The 19,042-nt window shown below is 68.0% G+C and carries 16 protein-coding genes; 10 read left to right on the plus strand and 6 right to left on the minus strand.

The features are described 5' to 3' along the window. From E5A74_RS04295 to E5A74_RS04335, 10 genes are all read left to right on the plus strand, one after another. Window positions 1–675 carry a DUF4178 domain-containing protein gene (locus E5A74_RS04295; protein ID WP_135982988.1) on the plus strand — a complete coding sequence of 225 codons (675 nt, stop codon included), beginning with the start codon at window positions 1–3 and terminating at the stop codon, window positions 673–675. After that, complete coding sequence (locus tag E5A74_RS04300) at window positions 665–2,005, plus strand: DUF4178 domain-containing protein (protein WP_135982989.1); 1,341 nt, start codon at window positions 665–667, stop codon at window positions 2,003–2,005. The genes E5A74_RS04295 and E5A74_RS04300 overlap by 11 nt, the downstream gene beginning before the upstream one ends. Further along, window positions 2,002–2,148 (plus strand): hypothetical protein, encoded by a 147-nt coding sequence (locus tag E5A74_RS20790; RefSeq protein ID WP_166745595.1) that lies wholly within the window; start codon window positions 2,002–2,004, stop codon window positions 2,146–2,148. Before E5A74_RS04300 ends, E5A74_RS20790 begins: the two co-directional genes overlap by 4 nt. 9 nt (window positions 2,149–2,157) lie before the next feature. Beyond that, entirely contained in the window at window positions 2,158–2,370 is a 213-nt protein-coding gene (locus E5A74_RS04305) for a DUF350 domain-containing protein (RefSeq protein WP_135982990.1), read from the plus strand. Further along, window positions 2,363–3,895 (plus strand): polyamine aminopropyltransferase, encoded by a 1,533-nt coding sequence (locus tag E5A74_RS04310; protein ID WP_135982991.1) that lies wholly within the window; start codon window positions 2,363–2,365, stop codon window positions 3,893–3,895. The genes E5A74_RS04305 and E5A74_RS04310 overlap by 8 nt, the downstream gene beginning before the upstream one ends. Then, window positions 3,885–5,495, plus strand: coding sequence for a flavin monoamine oxidase family protein (locus E5A74_RS04315; protein WP_135982992.1), 1,611 nt, complete (start codon window positions 3,885–3,887; stop codon window positions 5,493–5,495). Before E5A74_RS04310 ends, E5A74_RS04315 begins: the two co-directional genes overlap by 11 nt. Continuing rightward, window positions 5,492–5,890, plus strand: a complete 399-nt coding sequence (gene speD / locus E5A74_RS04320) for an adenosylmethionine decarboxylase (RefSeq protein WP_135982993.1) — start codon at window positions 5,492–5,494, stop codon at window positions 5,888–5,890. The genes E5A74_RS04315 and speD overlap by 4 nt, the downstream gene beginning before the upstream one ends. Then, window positions 5,875–7,425, plus strand: coding sequence for an N-acyl-D-amino-acid deacylase family protein (locus E5A74_RS04325; protein WP_135982994.1), 1,551 nt, complete (start codon window positions 5,875–5,877; stop codon window positions 7,423–7,425). Before speD ends, E5A74_RS04325 begins: the two co-directional genes overlap by 16 nt. 2 nt (window positions 7,426–7,427) lie before the next feature. Next, window positions 7,428–8,627 (plus strand): serine hydrolase domain-containing protein, encoded by a 1,200-nt coding sequence (locus tag E5A74_RS04330; protein WP_166745596.1) that lies wholly within the window; start codon window positions 7,428–7,430, stop codon window positions 8,625–8,627. A gap of 289 nt (window positions 8,628–8,916) precedes the next feature. After that, a complete protein-coding gene (locus tag E5A74_RS04335) occupies window positions 8,917–12,012 on the plus strand; it encodes a TonB-dependent receptor plug domain-containing protein (protein ID WP_166745597.1) in 3,096 nt (1,031 codons plus the stop codon). Between the two features lie 244 nt (window positions 12,013–12,256). Here the strand turns inward: E5A74_RS04335 and E5A74_RS04340 are convergent, their stop codons facing one another. The 6 genes from E5A74_RS04340 to uxaC all read right to left on the minus strand — a co-directional run bounded on the left by E5A74_RS04340 (window position 12,257) and on the right by uxaC (window position 18,811). Next, window positions 12,257–13,213, minus strand: a complete 957-nt coding sequence (locus E5A74_RS04340) for an alpha/beta hydrolase (RefSeq protein ID WP_135982997.1) — start codon at window positions 13,211–13,213, stop codon at window positions 12,257–12,259. A 16-nt stretch (window positions 13,214–13,229) separates the two neighbouring features. Next, window positions 13,230–14,561, minus strand: coding sequence for a methyl-accepting chemotaxis protein (locus E5A74_RS21345; protein ID WP_135982998.1), 1,332 nt, complete (start codon window positions 14,559–14,561; stop codon window positions 13,230–13,232). A gap of 30 nt (window positions 14,562–14,591) precedes the next feature. Further along, window positions 14,592–15,599: a sugar kinase gene (locus E5A74_RS04350; protein WP_135982999.1), complete on the minus strand. Its 1,008-nt coding sequence runs from the start codon at window positions 15,597–15,599 to the stop codon at window positions 14,592–14,594. Continuing rightward, window positions 15,596–16,351 carry a 2-dehydro-3-deoxy-D-gluconate 5-dehydrogenase KduD gene (gene kduD / locus E5A74_RS04355; protein WP_135983000.1) on the minus strand — a complete coding sequence of 252 codons (756 nt, stop codon included), beginning with the start codon at window positions 16,349–16,351 and terminating at the stop codon, window positions 15,596–15,598. Before kduD ends, E5A74_RS04350 begins: the two co-directional genes overlap by 4 nt. Window positions 16,352–16,501: 150 nt before the next feature. After that, complete coding sequence (gene kduI, locus E5A74_RS04360) at window positions 16,502–17,341, minus strand: 5-dehydro-4-deoxy-D-glucuronate isomerase (RefSeq protein WP_135983001.1); 840 nt, start codon at window positions 17,339–17,341, stop codon at window positions 16,502–16,504. 21 nt (window positions 17,342–17,362) lie between these two features. Then, on the minus strand, window positions 17,363–18,811 hold the full coding sequence (gene uxaC, locus E5A74_RS04365; RefSeq protein ID WP_135983002.1) for a glucuronate isomerase: 1,449 nt from the start codon (window positions 18,809–18,811) through the stop codon (window positions 17,363–17,365). Between the last annotated feature and the right edge of the window lie 231 nt (window positions 18,812–19,042).

The raw sequence follows: 19,042 nt of genomic DNA on the forward strand, positions 1-19,042 counted from the left end.
ATGAGCCAGCACCTTCCCTGCCCCAATTGCGGCGCCGATGTCGTGTTCCGCTCGCCAGCGCTGCCGAGCCGTGTGTGCGACTATTGCCGCTCGCTGCTGGTGCGCAGCGATTCGGGCGTGATCAAGGTCGGCGAGGCCGCGGCTTTGCCCTTCGACGTCAGCCCGGTGCAGATCGGCATGCGCGGCCGCATCGACGGCAAGGGCTTCGAAGTCATCGGCCGCGTCCGCTGGGCATGGACCGACGGCGCGTGGAACGAGTGGCTGCTGCTGTTCGAGGATGGCGGCAACGCGTGGCTCGGCGAGGCGATGGGGCAGTTCATGCTGCTGTGGGAGCGTTCGCTGGGTCAGGTCCGCAGCCCCGCGCTGCGCGGCATCGTCAAGGGGCAGGACGCGGTGATCGGCACCGAGGTCCAGCTCGACCACCAGAAGCTGGTCATCGCCGATGCGCGCGAGGTGGTCTGCGTCGCGGCCGAGGGCGAGCTGCCCTTCACCGCGCCGAGCGGCTGGAAGCTCTACAGCGTCGATCTGCGCGGCCAGCACGGCGAGTGCGCGACGCTGCAGCGCGACCGCGGGGAAACGAGTGTCTACCAAGGGCGCTATGTGACGCTCGCCGAACTGGCGCCGCGCGGGATGCGCGCGATCGAAGGCTGGACGCTGCCCGCTTATGCAGCCTGACGCCGCGATCCGCGCCGAGCCGGCGCCTGCGACGCGGGCGCTGACCTGCCCTTCCTGCGGCGGCGGCGTCGAGCTGCGCGCGGCGGGCTATACCGTCCATGTCGCCTGCCAATATTGCGGCTCGATCCTCGACGTCACCGATCCGCAGGTGAAGCTGGTCACCGCCTATCACCAGGCGGCGGCGGCGCTCGAGATCCCGCTCGGCACGCGCGGCGTGCTGCGCGGCGTCGAATGGGAAGTCATCGGCTATCTCCAGCGCTCGGAGAACGGCGCCTATGGCTGGGACGAGTATCTGCTGTTCAATCCGTATCACGGCTATCGCTGGCTGGTGTACGCGCGCGGTGGCTGGAGCCTCGGCGAGCAGCTGACCGTCATGCCGGACTGGGTCGCGCACGACCAGCTCGCCGTCGCGGGGGAGATCTTCACGCATTTCTACGCCGATGGTGTCGCGCGGGTCGATTATGTGCTCGGCGAGTTCTTCTGGCGCGTGGCGGTGGGCGAAACCGTGCAGACCGCCGACTGGGCACGCCCGGGCGCGATGCTGTCGCGCGAGGAGAACGCCCAGGAGATCAGCTGGACGCGCAACGAATGGTTGCCCTCGAAGGAGATGCAGCAGGCGTTCGGAGTCCAGCGCGATCCGCTACCGTGGCCGCCCTTGCCGCATCAGCCCTCGCCTTGGGGGGACTGGCTCAAGACCGGGGTCAAGATCGGCCTTGTCGCGTTCGCCTTCCTGCTGCTCTTCGCCTTCCAATTCGGGGGCACGCGATGGGACGCGGCGGGCACGTTCCCGATCGCGGCCGACGGACGCGAGCAGAGCGTGACGCTCGGCCCGATCACCTTGCGCAGCCGCTATCAGAGCGTCCATCTCCGCGCGGAGGTGCCGCGCCTCGAAAATGGCTGGCTCGATCTCGACTACAGCCTCGTCGATCGCAAGACCCAGCAGGTCTACGAAGCCTATGGCGCCGCCGAGCGCTATTCGGGCACGGACTCCGACGGCGCATGGACCGAGGGGGACCGCCGCACCGCGGTGTCGATCCCCAGCGTTCCCGCGGGCAGCTATGATCTGGTGGTCGATTACAAGGGCAATCGCTGGTCGAACGCGCCGAGCTATCTCGATAGCGGCGCCGGCTGGATGGACGCCGCCAACGCGCCGCAGGTCACCGTCGAGGTGCGGCAGGGCGCGGTATACGCCTCCAATCTCTGGCTTGCGCTGATTCTGATCGCGGCGCCTTTGCTGTTCGGCCTGTTCCGGCACCTCTCGTTCGAGAGCGCGCGCAAGGGCGAGAGCGACTTCGCCCCGAGCGGAAGCGATGGGGACGACGACGAATGAGCGGACGCACCTTCTTCTTTTCGCTCTGGTGCCTCGGCGTAGCGGGGCTGTTCGTACTCGGCGCCGGCTTCGCCTGGTCGCCTTTCGCCGAAGGCGGCCGCGCGCGCAGCCATGCCGGCTATTACGGCCCCCACCACAAATAGGAGACGGAAATGGTCACCACCCTACCCGCCGTGCTGAGCACCCTGCTCTATTCCGCGATCGGCATCGTCGTGTTCGTCGTCGGTTTCGTCATCCTCGACCTGCTCACCCCGGGAAAGCTGTGGGAAGAGATCGAGCAGAAGCAGAATGTCGCCGTGGCGATCTTCGCGGGCGCGGTCGCGATCGGGCTCGCGATCATCGTCGCCGCCGCGATCCATGGCTGAAGCCGACCCCGCGACACCCAAAGTCCGTGCGTCCGGTTCCGCCGCGGCGTTGCTCGCCTCGGCCTTCGTCGTCTCCACCTGCGGGCTGATCTACGAGCTGCTGGCGAGCACGCTGGCCAGCTATCTGCTCGGCGACAGCGTTACCCAATTCTCCACCGTCATCGGCAGCTATCTGTTCGCGATGGGCGTGGGCAGCTGGTGCTCGCGCTATGTGAGGCGCGGCGAATTGCGGCTGTTCGTCCGCGTCGAGCTGCTCATCGCGCTGCTCGGCGGATGCTCGGCGGCGGCGCTATTTATTCTCTTCCCGGTGATCGATCATTTCCGCGTCGCGCTCTACGGGCTCGTCCTCGCGATCGGCTTCCTCGTCGGGCTCGAGATCCCGCTGCTGATCCGCATCCTGCGCGGTTTCGACTTCCGCGAGACCGTCTCCAACGTCCTCACCTTCGACTATGTCGGCGCGCTGGTCGCCAGCCTGCTCTTCCCGCTGCTGCTGATGCCGCATCTCGGCATGATCCGCACCGGCTTCCTGTTCGGCTTCCTCAACGCCGGCGTGGCGCTGGCGCTGCTGTTCACCCTGCCGCGTGCCGGCGGCTATCGCGGCGAGAAGATAGCGTCGGTGCTCGTCCTGCTCGCACTCGCCGCGGGCTTCATCGCGTCGGACCGGCTCCAGCGCTGGGCCGAGGTGGCGAGCTATGGCGAGCCTGTGATCTATGCCAGCACGACCAAGTTCCAGCGCATCGTGCTGACCCGGCGTGACGACGATGTCCGGCTCTATCTCAACGGCAATCTGCAATTCTCGTCGCGCGACGAATATCGCTATCACGAAGCGCTGGTGCACCCCGCGCTCGGCCGCGTCGCCAACCCGCGCAACGTGCTGATCCTGGGCGGCGGCGACGGGCTCGCCGCGCGCGAGGTGTTCCGCCACCCCGGAGTCGAGCGCCTGACGCTGGTCGACCTCGACGGCGAGATGACCAGCCTGTTCTCGCGCACCGCGATGCTGTCGCGGCTCAACGGCGGTTCGCTGACCGACAAAAGGATGACGGTGATCAACGCCGACGGCTTCCGCTGGGCGCGCGAGGCCACCGGCCGGTACGACGCGATCATCGTCGATTTCCCCGATCCGGTCGATTATTCGGTGGGCAAGCTCTACACGGACACTTTCTACCGCGCGGTGCGCAAGCTGCTCGCGCCGGGCGGGATGATCGTGGTCCAGAGCACCTCGCCGCTGGTTGCGCCCAATGCCTATTGGACCGTCGCCTCGACGCTCGAGGCCGCGGGGCTGCAGACGCGGGGCTATCACGCCTATGTGCCGAGCTTCGGCGAATGGGGCTTCGTCCTCGCCGCGCCGGGCCCGATCCCGGACCAGGCCAACATCCCGACCGGGCGCTTCCTCACGCCGGTGATCGACCAGCGGCTGTTCGATTTCCCGCCCGACATGGCGCGGCGCCCGACCCCGGTGAACCGGCTCGACAATCAGGTGCTCGTCCGCGAGTTCGCCGACGCATGGGGCAAATATGAAGGCTGACCGGCGCGCGCTGCTCGGCCTCGGCGCCGTCGCGGCCGCAGCGGCGGGCGGCGGGCTGGCCTATGCGCTGGGGCGCGAGGCGCCGCTGCCCGGCGGCGCGCTCGCCGGCGCCGACATGGCGCGCGGCCATCGCCTGCGCACCGGCGGATTTCCCGCGCCGAGCCGGTTCGAGGACGTCGATCTGGTGATCGCCGGCGGCGGCGTCGCCGGGCTCTCGGCGGGCTGGCGGCTGGCCGATGCGGGCTATGACCGGTTCAAGCTGCTCGAGCTCGAGGACCATGTCGGCGGCAATGCGCGCAGCGGCCGCAACGCGATCTCGGCCTATCCGCTCGGCGCGCATTACCTCCCAGTCGCCAACAAGGAAGCCAAGGCGCTCCAGCACCTGCTCCGCCAGCTCGGGATGATCACCGGCGATCGCGACGGCGTGCCGATCTACGACTCCGAGCAGCTCTGCGCCGACATGCAGGAGCGGTTGTTCTGGCAGGGCCGCTGGCAGGAAGGGCTGATCCCGCGCACCGGCATCACCGCGCAGGACCGCAAGGATCTCGCAGCGTTCGAAGCTGCGATGGCGGCATTCTCGAAGCGTATCGGCGCCGATGGCAGACCGGCCTTCGCGGTGCCGATGGCGTACAGCGCAGGCGACGCCGATCTGCTCGCGCTCGACACGCTGAGCTTTACTGCGTGGCTCGACGCCCGGGGCTGGCGCTCGCCGGTGCTGCGCGCGCATGTCCGCTATGCGATGCGCGACGATTACGGCACCGAGCCCGATCAGGTCTCGGCGTGGGCGGGGGTGCATTATTTCGCCGCGCGGCGCGGCTGGGCCGCTGACGGCGTCAACGACAACGAGCTGACCTGGCCCGAAGGCAATGGCCGGCTGACGCGCCGCCTCGCCGAGTTCTTGCCCGGGAAGATCGCCGCCGGGCACATCGTCCACCGCGTGGCGCGCGAGGGATCGGCGGTGCTCGTCGACAGCTTCGACGTCGCCACCGCCGCGACGGTGCGCACGCGCGCCGGCGCCGCGATCCTCGCCATGCCGCATTTCGTGGCGAAGCGCGTCTGCGGCGAGATCGCCGACCCGCCCGGCTTCAGCTACGCGCCGTGGCTGGTCGCCAACGTCACCGTCGATCGCCTGCCCGAGGGCCGCGGCGTGCCGCTCGCCTGGGACAATGTTTCGAGCACCAGCAATTCGCTGGGCTATGTCGTCGCGACGCATCAGGGGCCCGATGCGATCACGCCCGCAACCGTGCTGACCTGGTACCTCCCCTTGTCGGACATGCCGCCCGAGCAGGCCCGCCGCCTGCTCGTCCAGCGCCCGGCCGACGAATGGAAGCGGATCGTCCGCGACGATCTGCTCGCGATGCATCCCGATCTCGAACCCGCGATCCGCCGCATCGAGCTGTGGCGCTGGGGCCATGCGATGATCCGTCCGACCCCCGGCTTCCTCGCGCGCGGTGCGGCGGTGACGCCCGCCCCGCCGCTGTTCGTCGCGCATTCCGACCTCAGTGGGCTGTCGCTGTTCGAGGAGGCGCATTATCACGGCGTCCGCGCCGCCGAGCAGGCGATGGCGTTGCTCGGCCATCCGCATGAGAGCCTGTTGTGACCCAAGCGTGTGAAGGCCAGCATCTGATCGCCGATCTGGCGGGCGCCTCGCGCCTGACCGAGGTCGACCATGTCGAGCGCTGCCTGCTCGCCGCCGCGGCGGCCGCCGGCGCGACCGTGCTCGAGGTGCGGCTACATTCGTTCGGTCCCGGTCAGGGCGTCACCGGCGTCGCGCTGCTCGCGGAATCGCACATCTCGATCCACACCTGGCCCGAATATGGCAGCGCCTGCATCGATATCTTCCTGTGCGGAAGAACGCATGATCTCGACGCCGCGCTCGCCGCGATCACCGCGGGGCTGGCGGCGACGGTGACGCGGCGAAGCGTGTTGACGAGGAACTTCGGCGGCGAAGCGCGCAACCGCCCGACGGGGGAGCAAGAATGTCTCAGCGCCTGACGCGCCGGCAGCTTGTCGGCGGCGCGCTCGCCGCGGGCGGTGTTGCGGCCGCACTGCCCGAACGCGCCGCGGGGCAGACGGCGGGCGCGACCCTGTTTCACGACGTCCTGCTGGTCGACGGGACCGGCGCGGCGCCGCGGCGCGCGAGCGTGCTCGTCAGCGGCGAGCGGATCGCGGCGATCACCGCGCCGGGCACGCGCACCACCGTGAAGGGCGCGCGCGTCATCGCCGGCGACGGCCGCGTGCTCGCGCCGGGCTTCATCGACACGCACAGCCATGGCGATCCGCTCGACCAGTCGTACGAATCCTTCCTCGCGATGGGCGTCACCACGATCGTGCTGGGGCAGGACGGCAGCGGCCCGCGGCTCGGCAAGGATCTCGATCTCCGCAGCTGGATGGCCGCGGTCGATCGCGCCCGGCTCGATTGCAACGTCGCGACACTCGCCAGCCATGGCACGCTCCGCCGCGCGGTGGGCATCCCCGACGCCGTCCGCCGTCCCGACGGGGCCGCGCTCGCCCGCATGGCGAAGCAGCTGGAGGCCGAACTCCGCGCCGGCGCCTTCGGCCTTTCGTACGGCCTCGAATATGTCCCCGGCATCTATTCGGAGACCGCCGAGCTGACCAATCTCGGCAAGGTCGTCGCCGGCACGGGCGGGGTGGTGATGAGCCATATGCGCTCGGAGAATGACGAGGAGATCAATGCCTCGATCGACGAGCTGATCGCCTCCTCGCTGCCCGCGCGGCCGCATATCTCGCACCTCAAGCTGGTGTTCGGCAAAGGCGAGGAGCGCGCGCGTTCGCTGCTCGAATTCCTCGCCGCGAAGCGCCGCCAGGGGATCGATCTCACTGCTGACGCCTACCCCTATACCGCCGGCTATACCGGCGTCGCGATTCTCTTCCCCGAGTGGGCGCTGCCGCCCACCGACTATGCCGGCGTCGTCGCCAATCGCCGGCAGGAGCTGCGCGACTATCTCGAGAAGCGGATGATCCGCCGCGGCGGCCCGGAGGCGCTGCTGCTCGGCACCGCGCCCTATGCCGGCAAGACCGTGGCGCAGGCCGCGCAGGAGGCCGGGCTGCATTTCGCCGACTTCCTGATCAAGCTGGGCCCGGAAGGCGGCTCGGGCGCGCATTTCACAATGGACAAAGCCCTGCAGGACGTTCTGCTGCTCGATCCGTTCGTCGCGATCTCCACCGATGGCGGCCCCGGCATGCGCCACCCGCGCGCGACGGGAACCTATGCCAAGCTAATCGAGGAATATGTCGTGCGCGATCGCAAGCTGCCGATCGAGGAAGCGGTCCGCAAGGCGACGTCGCTTCCCGCGCACGTCTTGCGCCTGCCCGATCGCGGAGTGATCAGGCCCGGCGCCAGGGCCGATCTGCTCCTGTTCGATCCGGGCAAGATACGGGCGCGATCGACGTTCCTCGATCCTTTCGCCAGGGCCGAGGGCTTCGATCTCGTGATGGTCAATGGTCGGCCAGCCTTCGAGGGCGGCAAGCGCGTCGCAAGGCCCGGCCGCCTGCTGCGGGCGCGCTGACCGTGCGCCGCGCCCTCGCCATCTGCCTGCTCCTCACCACCGTCGCCACTCCCGCGGCGGCGCAGGACGACCGTTTCGACGCGGCGATTGCGGGCTTCCGCAAGCTGCACCGCGCCGAGGTTCAGCGCGCAGGAATCGCCGGCAGCAGCTTCTATGTGGTGCGCGACGGCAAGACGGTGGTCGCCGACCATCTCGGCGAGCAGGATGCCGAGGCGCATGTCCCGGTCGACGCCCGGACCATCTATCACTGGGCGTCGATCACCAAGACGATGACCGGGATCGCGATCATGCAATTGCGCGATCGCGGGCTGCTCGGCCTCGACGATCCGATCGTGCGCTACGTGCCCGAGCTCGCCCGGGTCCATAACCCCTTCGGCGACACGAGCGCGATCACGATCCGCCAGCTGATGAGCCACAGCGCCGGCTTCCGCAGCGGCACCTGGCCGTGGCGCGACAAGGAATGGCAGCCCTTCGAGCCGCCGCGCTGGGAGCAGCTCGAGGCGATTCTGCCCTATACCGAGGTAACGTTCCGGCCCGGCAGCCGCTTCAGCTATTCGAACCCGGGGATCGTCTATCTCGGCCAGGTAATCGAGCGGCTCTCGGGCGAGGATTTCGAAGTCTATGTCGACAAGAACATCCTTCGCCCGCTCGGCATGCATGCGAGCTATTTCGATCGCACCCCGGCGTTTCTGCTGCCGCACCGTTCGCACAGCTATTACATCCGCGACGGCAAGCGCACCCCCGCGCCGTTCGACGCCGATACCGGCGTGACGGTGTCCAATGGCGGGCTCAATGCGCCGCTGCCCGATATGGCCCGCTATGTCACCTTCCTGCTCGGCGATCCGCAGCGCGCCGCCGATTATGATCTGATCCTCAAGCGTTCCTCGCTCGAGGAGATGTGGCGGCCGCAAATCTCCGCGGGCGAGGATTTCAGCCAGGGCCGGATGGCCGCGACCACGCAGAGCGGCCTCTCGTTCTTTCTCGATCAGGGCAAGGGCTTCCGCATCGTCGGGCACAACGGCGATCAGAACGGCTTCCGCGCCTATCTGAGCCTGTGCCCTGATCAGCGCATCGGCACGCTGCTCGCGTTCAACACGGAGACCCGGGGCGTCGAGAACGCGCCCGGCAACCGCACCACCGCCGAATCGCGCGTGGCGCTCGCCACCGATCGACTGTGCGAGGCGCTGGCGCCCGCCCGCTAGCGCTGTCCGGTCGGCCCTCGTCGCCGCGAGATCCGGTTCCGTCGATTTCTACCGCAGTCGCGAAGACAATCGCTGCACAGCCACCGCTCGGCCGTTCTCCATCGCGGGAACGGCTTCGGCAAAGCGGGGGCAATCGGACGATCGGGCAGCCGATCGTCTTCTTCAGACACTCTTCCATCTTGGCGGAGCAAGTCACTGGAATCCCCGCCGCGCGACTTGGTCGAGTGGCTCGCGTGACACCCGGCTCATCACAATGAGCGGGCGATCCCGGCAAGCAAAGGGGAATGAAATGACTAATCGAAGCAGGATTCTGGCGCGGCTGCTGTGCGGCTCGACCGCCGCGATGGCGCTGTCGATCGCACCGGCCTGGGCACAGGAAGCGGCGACCGAAGCGACGCCCGCGACCGAGAGCGTGGCCGCGGCGCAGGAAACGCAGCAAGCGGCACCCGCCCCGGCGGAGACCACCTATCTCCAGACCCCACCCGAAACCGGCGATGAAGTCGTCGTCACCGGCTCGCTGTTCCGCCGCACCAATGCCGAGACGCCGTCGCCGGTGACCGTGCTGTCAGCCGAAACGCTCGAGCAGCGCGGCCTCAACACCGTCGCCGAGGCGGTGCAGCGGCTTGCCGCAGGCAACGCCGGCACCATCACCCAAGGCTGGAATGCACAGGGCAATTTCGCCGCAGGTGCGAGCGCGATCTCGCTGCGCGGCCTCACCGTGCAGGCGACCCTGACGATCTTCGACGGGCTGCGCATGGCGCCCTATCCGCTCGCCGATGACGGCCAGCGCAACTTCGTCGACCTCAACACCATCCCCAACTCGATCATCGAGCGGATCGAAGTGCTGCGCGACGGCGCTTCCTCGACCTACGGCGCCGACGCGGTCGCGGGCGTGATCAACGTCATCACCAAGAAGGAAATTCAGGGCCTCCACGCCAATTTCTCGGCGGGCATCTCGTCGCGCGGCGATGCCGGCGAGTCGCGTGGCGACCTGACCTGGGGCTATGGCGACCTCAGCGAGCAGGGATTCAACTTCTACGTCAGCGGCGAATACAACAAGCAGAACGCGTTGATGGCGCGCGATCGCGGCCATCCGTTCAACACCGCCGACTTCAGCAAGATCTGCAACGGCAACGGCGGTTGCATGCACAACAACAACTGGAACGGGGTTAGCCCGGACGGCCAGATCAACGCGTTGTTCAGCACGCCCAACGTCGTGTTGGTTCGTCCCGTCACGACCCCGGACGAGATCATCGGCGACGGTCGCTACACCTACCTGAACCCCTCGGTCCGCTGCGGCCGTTGGACGCGGAACCAGCTCACTGCCGATCAGCTGGATTCGGACGATTCGCTGCCGCTCGCCGGCATTTGCGAAGTGAACTACGTCGGCGAATATCTGATGCTTCTGCCCGACGTGGAGCGCTTCGGCGTGTCCACGCGCTTCACCGCCAACATCGGTGACTCGCATCAACTCTACGCGCAGGCGAACTACTACAAGACGTCGACTCTCGCGACTTCGGCGCCGCATGGTTTCGCCGGCACGCCGCCGCCGCCGAACAGTGCCGATACCTATTTCGCGATCCTGCCAGTCTATGTCTGCCCCACGGGCATCGGCACGCCCAATGGCGTGAACACGGGCTGCAACGCGACCAATGGCGTGCTCAATCCGTACAATCCCTTCGCAGCGGCGGGGCAGACCGCGCAGGTGCTCTTCCGCGGGGATCGCGTACGCGAAGACCACGCCGTGTCGCGCTCGCTGCGCGGCGTCATCGGCCTGTCCGGCACCCTTGCCGGGTTCGATTATTCGACCAGCTTCGTCGCGGCGAACTCCAAGCTCACCCGGACCCAGTCCAACTACATCATCCCGCAGCGCGCGATGGACGTCCTCGCCCGTGGCGAGTTCAACCTGTTCAACCCCGCCGCGACGCCGCAGAGCGTCTGGGACTATCTCGCTCCTGACAACACCACCGTCTCAAATTCGGATCTCTGGCAGGCCACCGCGACGCTTTCGCGGCGTTTGTTCTCGCTTCCGGACGGCGGCGTCGATGCGGCGGGCGGCGTTTCCTATCGCTATGAATCAATCGACGCGCCGAGCGCCAACCCGCAGAACGACCTGCATCCCTATGATCGATACTATTCGGTCAACGCAGTCGGCACCGCGGGCAGCCGCAAGGTGTTCTCGGCCTTTGGCGAGCTTCAGGCGACTGCGCTGAACAAGCTCGAGCTCAACCTGTCCGGCCGCTACGACTCCTACTCGACCGGCCAGAAGAACTTCTCGCCCAAGGTCGGCGCCAAGTTCACGCCGGTCCGCGAGCTCGCGCTGCGGGGCACCTGGTCGAAGGGGTTCCGCATCCCGAGCTTCAACGAAGCCTTCGGCCTGCCGACCACCGGCTATGTGACCCAGGGCGGCAACGAGGCGTTCTGCGAGAACTATGCGGCGTTCTGCGCGGCGCACGGCAATAGCTCTTATGCGACCGCGCCTTTCTCGGTCGGCCTGACCAGCACCGGCAATCCCAAGCTCAAGCCCGAGCGTTCGGAGAGCATGACCGCCGGCGCGGTGTTCGAGCCGATGCGCGGCCTGAGCTTCACCGTCGATTTCTGGCGCATCAAGGTCCGCGACCAGATCGTGGGGATCACCGACCTCGGACCGATCCTCGAGCAATATTACACCAACAATGGCGTCGTCACGATTCCCAACCTGACCGTGACGCCCGCCCCGGTCGATCCCGCCCATCCGACCGCGCTGCCGCATATCGGGTTCGTCCAGGCCTCTTATGTCAATGCCAACCAGCAGGCGGTTCAGGGCATCGATCTCGGCGTCAACGCCGACATCAAGATCAGCGACGGCGTGCGCTGGTCGAGCTCGTTCGAGGCTTCGTACCTCGGCAAGAACCATCTCACGCTCGTCAATCCGGCGACCGGGGAGCCGCAGGACCCGCAGAAGTTCGAAGGCACGCTCAGCCCGTGCAACGTGACCTCGTGCTCGGGCTCGCCGCGTTGGCGCTGGAGCTGGCAGAACAGCCTCGCGCTCGGCGACACCACGCTGACCGCCACGGCCTATTACACCGCCGGATACGATGTCGCGGCAGTCGACTTTGGCGGCGTCCCCGGCGATTGCGAAAGCGCAGTCGACGCCGGCGCGGCGACCTATGACGACGGCACCCCGGTGCAGTGCCGCTCCAAGGCAATCTGGAACGTCGATCTGACGGCCTCGCACAAGCTCAACGACCAGTTCACGATCTATGTGAACGTGCTCAATGCCTTCGACATCAAGCCGCCGTTCGATCCGAACGCCGCTTATGGCTTCTATGGCTACAACCCCGCCTGGGCCGGCCCGAACATCATGGGCCGCTACTTCCGCGCGGGCGTGAAGCTCGACTTCTAGAATTACCGGAAGCGATCAACTCGGGGCGGCCGCGTGCCGCCCCTTTTTTTTGGCCCGGGCTAGGGTCCGTACTCAATACCCGCAATGGTCGTGACGGAGCCGATTTTGGCGCACGGGGAGGAAAGAGGAGGGAGCGATGCGGTGTCATCGTGACTCCAAGGGCTTGGCTCGTGACGTGGCTGTGCGCCAAAAGCGGCCCGCCGCTGCGCGCGATCCCGACCGTTGTGGGTATTGAGTACGGACCCTAGGCCTTCAGCCAGCCGTGGCGGGTCGCAAAAGTCTCGAACAGATCGAACCAGACATGCCGCTTGCCGTCGCGGCCGAGCAGCGGCACGCCGTGCCCGCCCTTCTCGCCGATCACCAGCTCGGAGGAGATGCGCGCCGCCTGCAGCGCCGCGAACATCGCGAGGCTGTTCGCCGCCTTGACGGTCTTGTCGTCGGCCATGTGGCAGACGAAGGTCGGCGGCATCGTCGCGGGGACGTTGCGCTCGAGCGACCATTCGGTGGCGAGCGCTTCGGATGGATCGGCGCCGAGCAGCTCGCGGCGCGACTGCTCGTGCGCGAGCGGCGGCAGCATCGAGACCACCGGGAAGAACATGCCCGTCGCGATCGGGCGCGCCGGCAGCCGATCGGCCGCGTCGAGCGGCGCATAGGTCTCCCGCTCGGCCCGTGCGCTCAATTGCCCGACCAGATGCCCGCCCGCCGAGAAACCGATCGCGGCGACGCGCGCCGGATCGATCGCCCATTTCGCCGCGCCGTCGCGGATCAGCCGCATCGCGCGCTGGGCATCCTGCAGCGGGGCGGCCGGACCGGCGCGCCAGCCGTCGTGCGGCAGGCGATAGAGAAGCTCGAACGCAGTGATCCCGCGCGCCGCGAACATCTGCGCGATGTTCGAAGGCGTGCGGCGCACCGCGACGCGGGTATAGCCGCCGCCGGGGATGAGCAGCACCGCCGCGCCATTGGGGTTGGCTGCGCGCGCCACCGTCATCGCCGGGCTGGCGATATGCGTCCATGCGATGTCGTCGGGATCGCCGCCCGGCGGCGAACGCTGGATGATCTCGTCGCGGATGCCGAGCCCCTCCCCGCCCGGCGGTATGCCGGGCCAGAGCGTGACGCGTTCGGGCCCGGCAGCCATCGCCGCACGCGCGCTGCCGGCGACGCCGAGCGCGAGCCCCGTGGCGAGGAGGGTACGACGATCCATAACGGCTTCCCTGTTGCTAGCGCGCGACTCCGGCCATGAACTGGCCGACCGTATGCTCAACTCGCTGGAGCGCGGCCCCGGCCTCGGTCGCCTGCCGGCCCGCGTCCTGCGCGGCGGCGGCGAGCTCGGAGACGCGTCCACTGATCTGGGCGATCAGCCCGGCGATCTCACGCGAGGACATCGCGGTCTCGTCGATCGCGGCTAGGATCGCGCCCACCGTCGCCACCTGCTCCTCCATCTCGGATGAAAGGCCGCGCACCCGCTCCATCAGCTCGCTGACGATCGCGAGGATCGCCTGGTTGGTGTGCGCCATGATCTCGCTAGCATTCTGCGCTTGGCGGATCGTGACGGTGACGCCGCCCGTGGCATCGGCCGCCTGATCGGCGAGACTGCGGACCTCCTGCGCGACCACCGCGAAGCCATGCCCGCTCTCGCCCGCGCGCGCCGCCTCGATGCTGGCGTTGAGCGCGAGCAGCTTGGTCTGCTGCGCGATCCCCGCGATCAGCGTGAGCACGGTTTCGATCTGCGCAGTGTGCGAGGCGAGATTGGCGGCATTCTCCGCGCCCTGCAGCGCGATCGCGTCGGCGCGGCCGGCGACTTCGGACGCCGCGAGCGCTTCCTCGCGGGCACGCTCGAACGCCGAGATCAGCACGGCGGCGCTCTCGGCGGATTGCGCCATCGCCGTCGCCGATTGATCGGCCGCGGTGGCGACCTCGACCGCGGGCTTGCTCAGCGACTGCATCTCGGCGGCGCTGCGTTCGGTGAACATCGCCACGTCACGGCTGGCGCGCGCGCTGGTGGTGATCGCCTCGCCCAATTGCTTGCGCACCGCGTCGGCTTCGGCGCGGACCGCGGCCTGATTGCGTGCGCGGGCGATCGCGCGCAGCCGGCTGGCGATGACCTCGAATTCGATCCCCGCCAGCTTCTGGGTCGCGCGGGTGAGACGCTCGAGCTGGGCGGGATCCTGGGTCAGCTCGAAGAACAGCGCGTGGATGCGCATCTGCGCGACGAGCATCGATGCCGCGACCACCGAGAAATCGAGGTCGTTCTGCGCGATGCGATCGGCCTCGGCGACGATGGCGTCGACCCAGGCCTGATCGATCGACCGCGCCAGCTTGGCGCGGGCATAATCGACCCGCGAAGCGACCAGCGCGTCCGACACCGCGGCGCCCGCGCGGCGCTCGAGCAAGTCGCGCGCGATCCCCGCGATGTGCGGCTCGACAAAGGTCCAGGCTTCGCGCAGCTCGGCCTCGAAACGATCGTCGATCGCATAGCCGCGTCGCAATGCCGCGGCATCGTACCGCGGCAACGCCGCTTCACCAGCGGCGAATCCCCTCTCCTCCAACATACATCCCCTCCGGAATCCCCTCGCATTTTGTCATCGGCGCACGTCCAGCCCGCCGCCTTCGAAGGCGGCGAGATCGGCACGGGTGAACAGGCTCGCGTCCCCCGGCAGCGAATGTTTGAGCGCGGTCAGCGCGAGGCCGGCCTTTGCCGCGGCGCGGGCATCGTCGTCGCTCTCGATCAGGCCGTGCAGCACGCCCGCCGCGAAGGCGTCACCCGCGCCGATCCGGTCGACGATCCCGGCGATCAGCACTTCGTCGGTCTGGTGCGCGCCGCCGCGCGTATCCACTCGCGCCGAGACGCGGTGGCTGTCGGCGTCGTCGACATGCCGCGCGGTCGAGGCGATCGTCTGGAGCCTGGGGAAATGCGCAAAGGCCGCTTCCGCCGCCTCGCGCCGGCGATCCGAGCCTTCGCCCGAAAAGGGCTTGCCGAGCAGCAGCGAGACATCGCGATGATTGCCGAACAATATGTCGGCATGGCTGATCAGTTGGGTCAGCACCGCGCGCGGATCGCTGTCCCACGCTTCCCACAACTTGGCGCGATAGTTGCCGTCGAACGAGACGGGGATGCCGCGGGCGGACGCCGCTTCGGCGGCGGCGATCGCGGCGGCGGCGGTGTTGTGGCCGAGCGCCGGAGTGATCCCCGACAGATGCAGCCGGGTGGCGCCTTCGAGCAGGCGATCCCAATCCCAGCTATCGGCCGCGCGCGTGGCGAACACCGAATGCGCCCGGTCGTAGACGACCTCGGATGCGCGCAGGCCCGCGCCGGGGGTGAGGAAATAGAGACCGAGCCGCCCCTCCTCGCGCGCCACCGTCGCGGTATCGACGCCGCGCCGGCGCAGCTCGTTGATTACCGCGCCGCCGAGCGGATTGTCGGCCACCGCGCTGATCATGCGGGTGGCGTGGCCGAGACAGGCGAGCCCGGTGGCGACGTTCGCCTCGGCGCCGCCGACATTCACTTCGAGCGTCGGCGTCTGGAGCAGCAGCTCGCGCCCCGGCGGCGAGAGCCGCAGCATCACTTCGCCGAAGAATGCGATGGTCATCGAGCGAGCCACCCGCCGTCGACCGCGAGGATATGGCCCTGGACATAGTCCGCGGCCGAGGAGGCGAGGAACACCGCGGCGCCGCCGAGATCGGCCGGATCGCCCCAGCGGCCCGCCGGGATGCGCTCGACGATCTGGCGGTTGCGCGTCTCGTCGGCCTGCAAGGCAGTGGTGTTGTTGGTGGCGATATAGCCGGGGGCGATCGCGTTGACGTTAATCCCCTTGGCCGCCCATTCGCAGGCGAGCAGCTTGGTGAGCCCGGCCACGCCCGACTTGGATGCGGTGTAGCTCGGCACGCGGATGCCGCCCTGGAAGCTCAGCATCGAGGCGATGTTGATGATCTTGCCCCTGCCCTGCGCCGCCATGTGGCGGCCGGCGGCCTGGCAGAGGAAGAACACCGACTTGAGATTGGTGTCGATCACCGCGTCCCAATCCTCTTCGGTGAAATCGAGGCTGTCGTTGCGGCGGATGATCCCGGCATTGTTGACGAGGATGTCGAGCCCGCCGAGCTTTTCCACAGTCTCGTCCACAACCCTGCCCACAGGCTCGATCGTCGAGAGATCGGCGGAGACGATCTCGGCCTGCACGCCCAGCGCGCGGGCCTTGTCGACGGTCTCGGTGGCGGCCGAGCGGCCGACCGCGGCGATGTTGGCGCCGGCGGCGGCGAGCGCGAGCGCAATGCCTTGGCCGATGCCGGTATTGGCGCCGGTGACGATGGCGGTCTTGCCGGTCAGGTCGAAGATCTTGGTCATGCACTCTCTCACTCGCCTCCTGCCGGGGAGGGGTCGGGGTGGGCGCGCGACGCGCAGCGTCGCGCTTCTTCAGTCGCGGAGGAGGGCCGAGCCTTCGGCTCGGCACCCACCCCCAACCCCTCCCTTCGAGGGAGGGGAGTCACGTCGGGCTTACGCGAGCTGGCAGATGTCCAGCACGTTCATGTCGGTATAGTCCTGGTTCTCGCCGGCCATCGCCCAGATGAAGGCATAGGCCTTGGTGCCCGAGCCCATATGGATCGACCAGGGCGGCGAGATCACCGCTTCCTCGTTGCCCATCACGATGTGCCGCATCGCCTCGCCTTCGCCCATGTAATGGAAGACGCGGTCGTTGGGGCCGTCCAATTCGAAGTAGAAATAGATCTCGCTGCGGCGCTCGTGGATGTGCGGGGGCATCGTGTTCCACACCGAGCCCGGCTTGAGCACGGTGAGGCCCATCACCAGCTGCGCGCTGTCGCACACGCCGGGGATGACGAGCTGGTAGATCGTGCGTTCGTTCGATTCCTCGAGGCTGCCGCGCTCGAGCGCATTGGCGTCGGCGATCGACAGTTTCCGCGTCTGGAAGCCTTTATGCGCCGGGCACGAGGCCAGATAGAAGCGCGCGCCATTGCCCGAGAACTGGACGTCCTTGGCGCCCATCGTGACGTAGAGGCAGTCCTTGTTGCCGAGCGTGAAGGCCTCGCCATCAACGGTGACAGTGCCTTCGACTCCGCCGACATTGACCACCGCGAGCTCGCGGCGCTCGAGGAACGGATGGCCCGCTGCCGACGCCGGCTCGGTCTGGTCGGGAAGCTTGACGCTGCCCGATGCCACTGCGACCCCGCCGATCACGAAGCGATCGGCGTGCGTATAGTTGAGCACGCACTCACCGTCGCGGAACAGCCCGTCGATCAGATAGCGATCGCGCAGCTCCTCGTTCGAGACGCATTCCATCATATCCGGGTGCGTGGCGTAATAGGTGCGGTCGAACATGGGGTACTCCGTTGGTTTGATTTAGGCCGCGGCGGCGACGGGCGCCGGCGCTTGTTGATCGAGCTTGTATGCCTTGCGGACGAGGCCGTTGGTCAGTTCGTGGGCGAGTTCCTGCGCTTCCCAGTCGAGCAGCCGCCCCTCGGCGACGAGCTGGGCGAGGAAGCCGCAATCGATCCGCCGCGCGACGTCGTGCCGCGCCGGGATCGACAGGAAGGCGCGGGTGTCGTCGTTGAAGCCGACGGTGTTGTAGAAGCCCGCGGTCTCGGTGACCTGCTCGCGGAAGCGGCGCATGCCCTCGGGGCTGTCGTGGAACCACCAGGAGGGGCCGAGCTTGAGGCACGGATAATGGCCGGCCAGCGGCGCCAGCTCGCGCGCGTACACGGTCTCGTCGAGCGTGAAGAGGATGATCGACAGCTGCGTGCTCGTCCCGAACCGATCGAGCAGCGGCTTCAATGCATGGACATAATCGGTGCGCATCGGGATGTCCGCGCCCTTGTCGCGGCCATGGCTCTCGAACAGCCCGCCATTGTGGTTGCGGAAGCTGCCGGGGTGGATCTGCATCACCATCCCGTCCTCGACCGACATCGCCGCCATCTCGGTGAGCATCTGGGCGCGGAACAGCTCGGCATCCTGCGGAGTCCAGCGATCCGACAGGATGGTACGGAACAGCCGCTCGGCCTCGTCCTTCGAAAGATTGGCGGTCTGCGCCGTCGGGTGGCCGTGATCCGTGGCGGTGGCGCCCGCCGCGCGGAAATCGGCGCGGCGCTTGCGGTGCGCAGCGAGATAGCCGTCCCACGACCAGACGTCCTCGCCGGTCTTGTCGGCGAAGATCTTCATCGCGCCGGCGAACTGCTCGTGCTCGACATCGATCACTGCGTCGGGGCGATAGGTGGTGACCACCCGGCCCTGCCAGCCCGATTCACGGATCGCATGGTGCGGCGAGAGATCGTCCTGCGGCCCCTCGGTCGTGGCGAGGAACTCGATGCCGAAGCGATCGAACAGCGCGCGCGGCTTGAACGCGTCGCTGGCGAGCTTCTCGTTGATCGTGTCGTAATAATGATCCGCGGTCGACGCATCGAGCGCGACGTCGAAGCCGAACACCTCGCCGAAGACATGGCCGAGCCACATGCTCGACGGCGTGCCGCGGAACAGATGGACATGCTCGGCGAAAGTCCGCCACGCCTTGCGCGGATCGGTGCCCGGCATCCCCGCCTTGCTCGGAACGCAGAGATCGTCGAGCGCGACGCCCTGCGAATAGAGCATGCGGTAGATGTAATGATCGGGCGAGAGCAGCAGCTCGGTCGCGTTCGACCAGTTCGCATTGGTGGCGAACCAGGTCGGATCGGTGTGCCCGTGCGGGCTGATGATCGGCAGCCCGGCCACTTCGGCATAGAGCGCGCGCGCGATGCTCCGCGTGCGCTCGTCGGCGGGAAACAGCCGGTCGGGATCGAGCTTGAGGGGCTTGGTCATTCTACTCTCTCTTACGCTTGCGGCGCCTTGTCGCGGACCAGCGTGTTGACGACGATCGCGAGGATCGCAACCGCCGCGCACGCGCCGAGGATCATCCAGTAGGTCCCGGTTTCGAAGCAGGGCGAGGCGGGGCCCATCCACACCGGCACGCAGCCTTCGGTGTTCTTGCCGGAGGCGAGGAAGACTATCACGCCGACCAGCCCGGCGACCACCGCGGCGATCACCGCCCAG

Source organism: Sphingomonas naasensis (assembly GCF_004792695.1).
Taxonomy (GTDB): Bacteria; Pseudomonadota; Alphaproteobacteria; order Sphingomonadales; family Sphingomonadaceae; genus Sphingomonas; species Sphingomonas naasensis.

Excerpts from the sequence above, each read along its gene's own strand:
- E5A74_RS04300 (WP_135982989.1), top strand. The coding sequence starts at position 665 with ATGCAGCCTGACGCCGCGATCCGCGCCGAGCCGGCGCCTGCGACGCGG.
- kduD (WP_135983000.1), bottom strand. The coding sequence starts at position 16,351 with ATGACCAAGATCTTCGACCTGACCGGCAAGACCGCCATCGTCACCGGC.
- E5A74_RS04325 (WP_135982994.1), top strand. The coding sequence starts at position 5,875 with ATGTCTCAGCGCCTGACGCGCCGGCAGCTTGTCGGCGGCGCGCTCGCC.
- E5A74_RS04340 (WP_135982997.1), bottom strand. The coding sequence starts at position 13,213 with ATGGATCGTCGTACCCTCCTCGCCACGGGGCTCGCGCTCGGCGTCGCC.
- uxaC (WP_135983002.1), bottom strand. The coding sequence starts at position 18,811 with ATGACCAAGCCCCTCAAGCTCGATCCCGACCGGCTGTTTCCCGCCGAC.
- E5A74_RS04310 (WP_135982991.1), top strand. The coding sequence starts at position 2,363 with ATGGCTGAAGCCGACCCCGCGACACCCAAAGTCCGTGCGTCCGGTTCC.
- E5A74_RS04295 (WP_135982988.1), top strand. The coding sequence starts at position 1 with ATGAGCCAGCACCTTCCCTGCCCCAATTGCGGCGCCGATGTCGTGTTC.
- E5A74_RS04315 (WP_135982992.1), top strand. The coding sequence starts at position 3,885 with ATGAAGGCTGACCGGCGCGCGCTGCTCGGCCTCGGCGCCGTCGCGGCC.
- E5A74_RS04335 (WP_166745597.1), top strand. The coding sequence starts at position 8,917 with ATGACTAATCGAAGCAGGATTCTGGCGCGGCTGCTGTGCGGCTCGACC.
- E5A74_RS20790 (WP_166745595.1), top strand. The coding sequence starts at position 2,002 with ATGAGCGGACGCACCTTCTTCTTTTCGCTCTGGTGCCTCGGCGTAGCG.
- E5A74_RS21345 (WP_135982998.1), bottom strand. The coding sequence starts at position 14,561 with ATGTTGGAGGAGAGGGGATTCGCCGCTGGTGAAGCGGCGTTGCCGCGG.
- E5A74_RS04305 (WP_135982990.1), top strand. The coding sequence starts at position 2,158 with ATGGTCACCACCCTACCCGCCGTGCTGAGCACCCTGCTCTATTCCGCG.
- kduI (WP_135983001.1), bottom strand. The coding sequence starts at position 17,341 with ATGTTCGACCGCACCTATTACGCCACGCACCCGGATATGATGGAATGC.
- E5A74_RS04350 (WP_135982999.1), bottom strand. The coding sequence starts at position 15,599 with ATGACCATCGCATTCTTCGGCGAAGTGATGCTGCGGCTCTCGCCGCCG.